We start from the raw sequence: 772 nt of genomic DNA on the forward strand, positions 1-772 counted from the left end.
AATATGAACGCATTTAATCAATATGAAGTATGGTTCGTAACCGGAGCACAGCTCCTGTACGGAGGTGATGCAGTAATCGCCGTAGACGCTCACAGCAACGCCATGGTAAACGGCTTGAACGCCGGTGGCAACCTGCACGTCAAGGTAGTATATAAAGGTACGGCCAACTCATCGAAAGAGGTGACCTCGATCCTCAAAGCAGCCAACAACGAGGAGAAATGTATCGGTGTAATCACGTGGATGCATACCTTCTCGCCTGCCAAAATGTGGATTCACGGATTGCAGGAGTTGCGCAAACCCCTGCTGCACTTCCACACACAGTTCAACAAGGAGATTCCTTGGCAGAGCATGGACATGGATTTCATGAACCTGAACCAGTCGGCACATGGCGACCGTGAGTTCGGACACATCACCGCCCGCATGCGCAAGCCGCGCAAGGTAGTGGTAGGACATTGGGAAGATGCAGCCACACAAGCCAAGATTGCCACTTGGATGCGGGTAAGTGCTGCCTGGGCAGATGCACAGGACATGCGGGTGATCCGCTTCGGCGACCAGATGAACAACGTAGCCGTAACCGATGGCGACAAGGTAGAAGCCGAGATGCGTCTGGGCTATCACGTCGATTACTGCCCCATCGCTCAGTTGGTGAAGGTACAGAACGAGGTGACCGATGCCGAGATTGCCCAACTGGTGTCCGTCTACGAACAGTCGTACGCCTTGGCAGATAACTGCCGCGAAGATGGCAAAGACCGTCGCCAAGTAATCGAGGCAG

1 protein-coding gene is annotated in these 772 nt (G+C 53.8%); it reads left to right on the plus strand.

The window, feature by feature from the left end:
• A partial coding sequence (locus tag NRB56_RS38130) for an L-arabinose isomerase family protein (protein WP_456320187.1) occupies positions 1–772 on the plus strand: 772 nt, incomplete at both ends.

Source organism: Nocardia aurantia, assembly GCF_009604425.1.
Classification (GTDB): Bacteria; Actinomycetota; Actinomycetes; order Mycobacteriales; family Mycobacteriaceae; genus Nocardia; species Nocardia aurantia.